Source organism: Nonomuraea sp. NPDC050404, from assembly GCF_040655495.1.
Taxonomy (GTDB): Bacteria; Actinomycetota; Actinomycetes; order Streptosporangiales; family Streptosporangiaceae; genus Nonomuraea.
In genome coordinates this window covers 496,620-502,530 of sequence record NZ_JBFAKB010000007.1, presented here as the reverse complement: position 1 = coordinate 502,530, position 5,911 = coordinate 496,620, and the positions used below count along the sequence as shown (strand labels likewise).

The following is a 5,911-nucleotide window of genomic DNA, read 5'->3' as shown; positions in this document are numbered from 1 at the left end:
CGTTCGTACGCCGGGTCGTAGTGCTCGGGGTCGTCGTGGTCCGGGATGGGATCAGGCGTCACGGTCGCCCTCCATGGAGGAGATGACGATCGCGGCCATGGCCTCGCCGATGGCGACAAGTGCCATGCACATGACGTGTACGCTCGGTGACTCTGCGCGCCATGTGTCGGTGAGCGAGCAGACCAGCGCGTATCCACCGAGCCCAAGCACCACCATTGGGATCGCCAGCCACACCACGCGCTTGACCGTCATGCGTTCAGCTCCCCGCGAGTGGGCGCGTCGAGGCTGGCCACGTAGGGCATGTACTGAACGCCATAGCGCGCGGCTAGGACGCGGGTCCGACGATCGAGCTCCGACGGGTACCAGGCCGACACGCCGCAGTCGTTGCAGATCCCGAGCCCTGGCGGCTCGCCGAACTCGGGCGTGTCGATGACGTTGTCGTGCGGGCAGTTGGCGAAAGTTGGCGGAAGTTGCCGGTCGCACTCAGGGCAGAGCATGGCCAGCACCTCGCCCGTCACCACCGACTCGACCAGCACCGCGCCGGCGTGCGAACACCTCATCGACGGCCTCGCCGGATGTCGGACCAGGTGGCCACCGCGCAGGCGTGGTGCCACAGCTCAGCGTGCCGGGTGAACATCTCGGCCTGCTGGTCCATCGGCATCTCGTTGATGACGGCGGCCAGCTTGGCGGCGGCGTCCTCGGCGACCTTGATGTCGGGGTAGACCCAGCGGATCAGGCGGCGGATCATCGGCCACCCCACGGCATGCTCGTCAGGTGTGCGTGGCCGCGCTTCGACCGGTTGCACAGGTAGGCGCGCAGCGGCGGTGCGCCGAGCTTCTCCAGCTCGCGCGCTGCCGTCTCGGCGGTCGCGAGGTCAGCGTAGATGACCTTCCGGTCGCTGCCCGTGGACTCGCGGCGGCGCTTGGCCCCGCTCAGCTCCGCCTTGGACGGAAGGCAGCGAGCGATGCGTCCGCGCCAGTCTCGGCGGGCGTACCGGGCCACGACCTTCCCTCTCTGGTCCAGGGTGTCGTCGCTGGTCACGTCTCCTCCTCGTTCGCGGCGAGCCCCCGCCGGAGACGACCGGCCAGCGCCGCCATGACGACGCCGACCGGGAGCACGAGCGCGGCCGTCGCGGCGAACCGCCAGTCGCCGAGCCAGATCGCGGCCAGCAGGCCAGCGAAGACGAGCACGAACGACACCTGCGCCGTACGACTGGCGCGGGCCACGAGGTGCTCGACCTGGCGGCGCTGCTCGGGCGTGAGCTTCGGCGCGGTCATGACGCGGGCCTGCATTCGGTCTCGCCGTCCTCAAGCTCACGGTCGTCAGCCAGCACCCAGGCGGCCTTGCCAGAGATGACGATGCGCCGCCCCTCCGGGAAAGTCGGGATCTCGGTGTCCTGGCCCTCGGGCACCATGATCATGCCGCCCGTGAAGTTCTGCAGGACGTAGCCGCAGCGGGAGCACTCCTGGTAGAGACCGCCCATCTGCGGTGGGCCCGCGACGTGGACAGTGGTCATCGGTTCCTCCTGATTCGGGCGCGGCGGCGCCGGTCGTACTCGGACTTCACGCGGACGACGGCGGGCCAGCGCCAGAGCAGCAGGTCACGGTTCCGGCGCTGTAGTGCGGCGTTGATCAGCTTCGATCCGAGGAGTCTGCGGACGTACTCACCCCAGGGTTCGCCCTCGCGCCACCGATCGCGCGGCTTGAGGTTGCGGCGGCGCTTCACTTCGGCACCTCGCAGTTCGGGCAGTAGTCGTACGAGCGGCGGCCCGCACGGTTCGGGTAGGAGCTGGCGTGCTTCCAACCGGCGACGCCCGCCGCGATGCGAGCGGACATGTTGCTGTCCGAGGCCGGGTCGTGGTGCTCGGCGGCGCAGTCCTTGCCGTCGCAGGTGACGGTGTAGCGGGTCGCGGTTTGGATGCTCATTCCGCACCCCCGACCTGCTTGATCGCGTAGCCGTGCGCAGCAAGCGCGGCCACGACGGCGGCCGTCACCTTGTCCCGGTCGGTCAGCGACAGGAACCGGTCGAGCGCCCGCGACTCCTCGGTCACGGCGTTGAAGATGACGGCGTGGATGCGGCGGCCGTGCTCGACCGGCGTGGCGGCCGTGGCACGCTCCACCATCACCTGCTTGACGTACATCGCGCCGTCGACCAGCTCCTCGTACAGGTCCCTGAGCGCGTCGCGACCGTTGTGCGGCTGAAGCGCGGTGCCGTACCGCTGAATGCCGAGGTCGCGCCGGGCCTCGATGTCGGCGATCACCTGCGACTGGATGTCGGCGTGCTCGTTAGGTGTGGGCAGCGGCTGATCGCCGGGACGCTCTCGCAGTTCGCTCACTTCTCCACCGCCGAGGCGAGCGCCCAGTAGGCGGTGAGGAGGTAGCCGATCAGGCCCCAGCCGAGGATGCTCGGCGCGAGGCCAGTGTCGCGCATCAGGTAGGCGAAGCCGAGCCAGAGAACCGCGAGCAGCACGAGCGCGGCCAGGCTGGCGATGAACTTGGCGGTCATGATCCCTCGGCAGTGGAAGAGGAGGTGGCGGTGGGTGGACGGGCAGCCGCGCCTCCGACGTACGTGACCACATAGCCGTTGGCGGTCAGCGCATCGACCACCGCCTCCGCCATGGCCTCCCGCGTCGCAAGCGGAACATCCGGGTGGTTCGGCCGCTTCACCACCTCCACCATCGCGTCCTCAGCGAGCACCTGCAGCCGGCGCTTGTACGCGGCCATGTCCTCGCCGGGCTCCCGCCAGTCCGGGGTTGTGGTGCCCGCCTTCCCGTCCGTTGCCGTCCATGCCGCGATCAGCGCGTCGATCAGCGGGAGGTGCTCCACCGCGCCGATCTCAGCGGCCTGGTCCCTGAGGCCGTACAGGTCCACGCCCTGCCCGATGTGGTTCACGTAGTCCACGAGCACGGGCAGCACCATCCGCAGGTGCTTCCCCTCGGTCGTCTGGATCACGGTCATAGCGCACCTCTGGGCAGGGTGGCCGTGTCGATGTCGCCGGGCAGCAGCAGGACACCGGCCAGGCCGAGCTGGTCGCGCAGGGCAACGGCGGTGGCGTGGACCCAGGCGGGCACGTCGCCGACGTTCCCGATGATCAGGACTTCGCCGCCCTTGACGGTCACGACGCGCGTGCCCGGGTCGTCTGGGACGGCCTGCGACTGGAGGATCTCCGCGGTGCCGGCCTCCAGGCGGAAGCCGACGCACCGGACGGTGGAGATGTAGCGCGGCTCGGTGGGGTCGTCGCCTAGGTGGTGACGCAGGTACGAGATGTGCATGTCGAGCGTCTTGCCGCTGCCGACGTAGTTGGGTCCCCAGAAGGCGGCGAGCAGGTCGTTCCGGGTGACGACGCTGCCCGCCCGCTTGGCCAGGTAGACGAGCACGTCGAACTGGCGGCGGGGAAGGTCGAGCAGCTGGCTGCCGTGCCACGCGCGGCGCGCCTCCACGTCGATGCGGATGGGGGGCAGTTCAGCGTCCACGGAGGTCCTCCTTGTCGAAGCGGTAGATGATCTCGTCGTCGGCAGCGACCACCTGGACGATGTCGTCCCAGCTCGCGAGCTCCTGGCCGAGCTCACTCCTGATGGCGGCGGTCAGCTTGGCGACCTCGCCCCAGTTGGTGGGGCTGGGCAGCACGTACTCGACGTGCACGGTGGTGCGCTCGCGGCGGGTGTAGTCAGCCACGGCGGACTCCCATGACGGTGATGATGTGGGTACCGGACGCGAACGCCTGCACCTCGGTTTGGTGGCAGGGCAGGCACGTGACGACGGCGTAGTCGCCGGGCTGGACGTCGCGGGTCTCCGTCTCGCCGGTCTCCGGGTCGAACACCGTGACGCGAATGGGCTGGGCCATCACGCACCCACCTGCACGTCACCGATGACCCGGGCGGCGTCGTCATCGTGGCAGTGGCCGTTCTCGAACGCCCACTCGGCGACGTCCATCGGCCACCTGATGTCGTGGTAGCCGATCACCACGTCGTGGCCGTCCTGGCGAACGGTGTGCACGGTGTCGCCGGGCCGGTCGGCCTCGGCCACCACGGCGGCGGCCGACTCGCCGCTGATGCAGTGCAGGCGGATCTCAGGCATCGTCGCCTCCCGCTGCGAGCCGGAGTCGTTCCAGCGTGGCGAGGTCGTCGGCTGGCGGCGGCTCGCACATGTCGAGGTAGGCCGCGGCCACCTCAACGATTCGGCGCAGGTCTGCGCGGCGCACGGTCACTTGGCCGGGGTACTCGTGGCCGTCGAGCGCCTGCCGACTGGGGCAGGGCCAGACCCGACCGCAGTCCGCACAGCAGGAGCCGTGACGCTCGGTGCGGGGGCCACGGTGGAGGTCGAGGATGCGGGCGGCGAGCGCATCGACGTCCGCCATCAGGATGGGCGCGGCGGCCTTCACGGCGGCGCTCGCCAGGAGCGTGTCGTTGCCGTTGAGCAGGTGGCGCTGCAGCGCCTTCTCCACGGCCTCTTCGGCGGCCCGCATGCGCTCACTCATCGTTGTCCTCGCAGCACGGGGCGATCCAGCCGCCCGCGCCGTCGGAGCTGATCAGCTCGCCTGAGGCGAACTCCTCGCCGCAGCGGGCGCAGAAGCCGGGCCACTGGGCGGTGGTCCTCGGGGTCAATGTGGTCCTCCTCGGGGTTGAGTCGGGAACGTTCCGGCAGTGCGCGCACTGCGCCTTGATCAGTTCGGTGAGGTTGCAGCGCTCATCCATCGCGGTTCAGCCACTTCTCGCCGAGCTCCGGCGCGGGCATGCGCTCCTGACGGGCCAGGTAGGCGCGGTGTCGGCGGCGCTGGCGCACGATGTACGGGCCCAGCCAGACAAGCCAGCCGGTGAACCCGACCCACCAGCCGACGACCTCATAGGGGCGCTCGCCGATCAGGAGAAGCAAGCACATCCCGACCGCCTGGACGGCCAGCAGCGACAGGGCGCCCAGCGCCAGCAGGAGGAGATCAGGCATTGAGGTCCTCCGGCCATGAGCGGATGACGGCGGCGGCCAGCTCGCCGTTGACGGACACCTCGTCGCTGGGCCAGTCCGGGTCGATGCAGCGCGCCTCGACCGCCTGGGCGATCCGCTCGCACACCTCGGTGAGCAGCGCAGCCAGGCCAGCGCGCACAGCCCCGCACCGGGGGTCGGCGTCCAGGTAGGAGCGGGAGAATAGCTCCACCAGGTCGTCCGGGAGGTCCTCGGGACGGATCGGCTCGCATGTCTCGTGCACCTGCTCAGGCATCGCTCCTCCACTGGTGGTCCACGCAGGCGCTCCAGAACGCCCGGACGTCGGTGGCGGTGCCTCGGGTGGCGCGCACGCCGTCGCCAAAGGTGCACTTCGGGTAGCCCCACGCGCTGCGCTGCCGGAACGCGCAGTTGCCGCAGCGCCTCCCGTCGGCCTGCCGGTCCTTCGCAGGCGCGGCCTCCTCGTGCAGGCGCAGCGACCCGGACAGCACCACCGTCAGCGGGTGCAGGCCCGCGTCGAGAAGCCGGTGCTGGCGGCGGGTCAGCTTCCGGTGGTCGGACTCCTCGGGCACGGGCTCCGGCGCGGGCCCGCCGAAGAGGGTGAGGTTGTCAGACATCGGCCCCCCAGTTCACGATCTGCATTCCGGCCTGCGGCTTGCCGTTGATCGCGCGGGCCGTCGTGAGCGCGTACGAGTAGGCGAGGGCACCGGTGGGCTCAGGTCCTCCCTGAGCGAGCATCGTGGCCAGGACCTCCAGCATTGTCCGCAGCGGGCCGCGGGCGTTGAGCAGCGCCACCATGAGCGCGGCCAGCTCGGGCGTGCCCGTGTCGAAGTAGTCGCAGCCCTTGCAGATCAGCGCGGGCTCGTCATGCCGGGCGCACACGCGGACAAACGTCCCGTCCACCACGCTGGCCACCGCGCGCGGGTCGTAGGCGTCGCGCAGCCACAGAGCGGCTGCGCGCATCTCCTCAACGGGCT

At 70.3% G+C, this 5,911-nt stretch carries 21 protein-coding genes; all 21 read right to left on the bottom strand.

Annotated elements, in window-relative coordinates; all coding sequences use genetic code 11:
• Positions 1–51: 51 nt before the first annotated feature.
• The gene (locus AB0I81_RS22755; RefSeq protein WP_360659619.1) at positions 52–252 is read right to left on the bottom strand and encodes a hypothetical protein; all 201 of its coding nucleotides are present in this window, start codon (positions 250–252) and stop codon (positions 52–54) included.
• Complete coding sequence (locus tag AB0I81_RS22750) at positions 249–560, bottom strand: hypothetical protein (RefSeq protein WP_360659617.1); 312 nt, start codon at positions 558–560, stop codon at positions 249–251. The genes AB0I81_RS22755 and AB0I81_RS22750 overlap by 4 nt, the downstream gene beginning before the upstream one ends.
• Entirely contained in the window at positions 557–748 is a 192-nt protein-coding gene (locus AB0I81_RS22745) for a hypothetical protein (protein WP_360659615.1), read from the bottom strand. Before AB0I81_RS22745 ends, AB0I81_RS22750 begins: the two co-directional genes overlap by 4 nt.
• The gene (locus AB0I81_RS22740; RefSeq protein ID WP_360659613.1) at positions 745–1,041 is read right to left on the bottom strand and encodes a hypothetical protein; all 297 of its coding nucleotides are present in this window, start codon (positions 1,039–1,041) and stop codon (positions 745–747) included. The genes AB0I81_RS22745 and AB0I81_RS22740 overlap by 4 nt, the downstream gene beginning before the upstream one ends.
• On the bottom strand, positions 1,038–1,277 hold the full coding sequence (locus AB0I81_RS22735) for a hypothetical protein (protein WP_360659611.1): 240 nt from the start codon (positions 1,275–1,277) through the stop codon (positions 1,038–1,040). The genes AB0I81_RS22740 and AB0I81_RS22735 overlap by 4 nt, the downstream gene beginning before the upstream one ends.
• Positions 1,274–1,516: a hypothetical protein gene (locus AB0I81_RS22730; protein ID WP_360659609.1), complete on the bottom strand. Its 243-nt coding sequence runs from the start codon at positions 1,514–1,516 to the stop codon at positions 1,274–1,276. Before AB0I81_RS22730 ends, AB0I81_RS22735 begins: the two co-directional genes overlap by 4 nt.
• Positions 1,513–1,725, bottom strand: coding sequence for a hypothetical protein (locus tag AB0I81_RS22725; protein ID WP_360659607.1), 213 nt, complete (start codon positions 1,723–1,725; stop codon positions 1,513–1,515). Before AB0I81_RS22725 ends, AB0I81_RS22730 begins: the two co-directional genes overlap by 4 nt.
• Positions 1,722–1,925 (bottom strand): hypothetical protein, encoded by a 204-nt coding sequence (locus AB0I81_RS22720; RefSeq protein ID WP_360659605.1) that lies wholly within the window; start codon positions 1,923–1,925, stop codon positions 1,722–1,724. Before AB0I81_RS22720 ends, AB0I81_RS22725 begins: the two co-directional genes overlap by 4 nt.
• On the bottom strand, positions 1,922–2,335 hold the full coding sequence (locus AB0I81_RS22715) for a hypothetical protein (RefSeq protein WP_360659603.1): 414 nt from the start codon (positions 2,333–2,335) through the stop codon (positions 1,922–1,924). Before AB0I81_RS22715 ends, AB0I81_RS22720 begins: the two co-directional genes overlap by 4 nt.
• Positions 2,332–2,505 carry a hypothetical protein gene (locus tag AB0I81_RS22710; protein ID WP_360659601.1) on the bottom strand — a complete coding sequence of 58 codons (174 nt, stop codon included), beginning with the start codon at positions 2,503–2,505 and terminating at the stop codon, positions 2,332–2,334. Before AB0I81_RS22710 ends, AB0I81_RS22715 begins: the two co-directional genes overlap by 4 nt.
• Positions 2,502–2,957 (bottom strand): hypothetical protein, encoded by a 456-nt coding sequence (locus tag AB0I81_RS22705; RefSeq protein ID WP_360659599.1) that lies wholly within the window; start codon positions 2,955–2,957, stop codon positions 2,502–2,504. Before AB0I81_RS22705 ends, AB0I81_RS22710 begins: the two co-directional genes overlap by 4 nt.
• Complete coding sequence (locus AB0I81_RS22700) at positions 2,954–3,472, bottom strand: winged helix-turn-helix domain-containing protein (protein WP_360659597.1); 519 nt, start codon at positions 3,470–3,472, stop codon at positions 2,954–2,956. The genes AB0I81_RS22705 and AB0I81_RS22700 overlap by 4 nt, the downstream gene beginning before the upstream one ends.
• Positions 3,462–3,674 carry a hypothetical protein gene (locus AB0I81_RS22695; protein WP_360659595.1) on the bottom strand — a complete coding sequence of 71 codons (213 nt, stop codon included), beginning with the start codon at positions 3,672–3,674 and terminating at the stop codon, positions 3,462–3,464. Before AB0I81_RS22695 ends, AB0I81_RS22700 begins: the two co-directional genes overlap by 11 nt.
• Positions 3,667–3,843, bottom strand: coding sequence for a hypothetical protein (locus AB0I81_RS22690; RefSeq protein ID WP_360659593.1), 177 nt, complete (start codon positions 3,841–3,843; stop codon positions 3,667–3,669). Before AB0I81_RS22690 ends, AB0I81_RS22695 begins: the two co-directional genes overlap by 8 nt.
• A complete protein-coding gene (locus tag AB0I81_RS22685; RefSeq protein WP_360659591.1) occupies positions 3,843–4,076 on the bottom strand; it encodes a hypothetical protein in 234 nt (77 codons plus the stop codon). Before AB0I81_RS22685 ends, AB0I81_RS22690 begins: the two co-directional genes overlap by 1 nt.
• Positions 4,069–4,476, bottom strand: coding sequence for a hypothetical protein (locus tag AB0I81_RS22680; protein ID WP_360659589.1), 408 nt, complete (start codon positions 4,474–4,476; stop codon positions 4,069–4,071). Before AB0I81_RS22680 ends, AB0I81_RS22685 begins: the two co-directional genes overlap by 8 nt.
• A complete protein-coding gene (locus tag AB0I81_RS22675; protein ID WP_360659587.1) occupies positions 4,469–4,603 on the bottom strand; it encodes a hypothetical protein in 135 nt (44 codons plus the stop codon). The genes AB0I81_RS22680 and AB0I81_RS22675 overlap by 8 nt, the downstream gene beginning before the upstream one ends.
• Before the next feature lie 82 nt (positions 4,604–4,685).
• Positions 4,686–4,940 (bottom strand): hypothetical protein, encoded by a 255-nt coding sequence (locus AB0I81_RS22670; protein ID WP_360659585.1) that lies wholly within the window; start codon positions 4,938–4,940, stop codon positions 4,686–4,688.
• Positions 4,933–5,211 carry a hypothetical protein gene (locus AB0I81_RS22665; protein ID WP_360659583.1) on the bottom strand — a complete coding sequence of 93 codons (279 nt, stop codon included), beginning with the start codon at positions 5,209–5,211 and terminating at the stop codon, positions 4,933–4,935. Before AB0I81_RS22665 ends, AB0I81_RS22670 begins: the two co-directional genes overlap by 8 nt.
• Positions 5,204–5,551 carry a hypothetical protein gene (locus AB0I81_RS22660; RefSeq protein WP_360659581.1) on the bottom strand — a complete coding sequence of 116 codons (348 nt, stop codon included), beginning with the start codon at positions 5,549–5,551 and terminating at the stop codon, positions 5,204–5,206. The genes AB0I81_RS22665 and AB0I81_RS22660 overlap by 8 nt, the downstream gene beginning before the upstream one ends.
• A complete protein-coding gene (locus tag AB0I81_RS22655; protein ID WP_360659579.1) occupies positions 5,544–5,897 on the bottom strand; it encodes a hypothetical protein in 354 nt (117 codons plus the stop codon). The genes AB0I81_RS22660 and AB0I81_RS22655 overlap by 8 nt, the downstream gene beginning before the upstream one ends.
• Positions 5,898–5,911 lie beyond the last annotated feature (14 nt).

Bases quoted from the DNA above. Each gene is read 5' to 3' on its own strand.
- AB0I81_RS22755 (WP_360659619.1), bottom strand. From the start codon at position 252: ATGACGGTCAAGCGCGTGGTGTGGCTGGCGATCCCAATGGTGGTGCTT.
- AB0I81_RS22750 (WP_360659617.1), bottom strand. From the start codon at position 560: ATGAGGTGTTCGCACGCCGGCGCGGTGCTGGTCGAGTCGGTGGTGACG.
- AB0I81_RS22745 (WP_360659615.1), bottom strand. From the start codon at position 748: ATGATCCGCCGCCTGATCCGCTGGGTCTACCCCGACATCAAGGTCGCC.
- AB0I81_RS22735 (WP_360659611.1), bottom strand. From the start codon at position 1,277: ATGACCGCGCCGAAGCTCACGCCCGAGCAGCGCCGCCAGGTCGAGCAC.
- AB0I81_RS22730 (WP_360659609.1), bottom strand. From the start codon at position 1,516: ATGACCACTGTCCACGTCGCGGGCCCACCGCAGATGGGCGGTCTCTAC.
- AB0I81_RS22720 (WP_360659605.1), bottom strand. From the start codon at position 1,925: ATGAGCATCCAAACCGCGACCCGCTACACCGTCACCTGCGACGGCAAG.
- AB0I81_RS22710 (WP_360659601.1), bottom strand. From the start codon at position 2,505: ATGACCGCCAAGTTCATCGCCAGCCTGGCCGCGCTCGTGCTGCTCGCG.
- AB0I81_RS22705 (WP_360659599.1), bottom strand. From the start codon at position 2,957: ATGACCGTGATCCAGACGACCGAGGGGAAGCACCTGCGGATGGTGCTG.
- AB0I81_RS22690 (WP_360659593.1), bottom strand. From the start codon at position 3,843: ATGGCCCAGCCCATTCGCGTCACGGTGTTCGACCCGGAGACCGGCGAG.
- AB0I81_RS22685 (WP_360659591.1), bottom strand. From the start codon at position 4,076: ATGCCTGAGATCCGCCTGCACTGCATCAGCGGCGAGTCGGCCGCCGCC.
- AB0I81_RS22680 (WP_360659589.1), bottom strand. From the start codon at position 4,476: ATGAGTGAGCGCATGCGGGCCGCCGAAGAGGCCGTGGAGAAGGCGCTG.
- AB0I81_RS22670 (WP_360659585.1), bottom strand. From the start codon at position 4,940: ATGCCTGATCTCCTCCTGCTGGCGCTGGGCGCCCTGTCGCTGCTGGCC.
- AB0I81_RS22665 (WP_360659583.1), bottom strand. From the start codon at position 5,211: ATGCCTGAGCAGGTGCACGAGACATGCGAGCCGATCCGTCCCGAGGAC.
- AB0I81_RS22660 (WP_360659581.1), bottom strand. From the start codon at position 5,551: ATGTCTGACAACCTCACCCTCTTCGGCGGGCCCGCGCCGGAGCCCGTG.
- AB0I81_RS22655 (WP_360659579.1), bottom strand. From the start codon at position 5,897: ATGCGCGCAGCCGCTCTGTGGCTGCGCGACGCCTACGACCCGCGCGCG.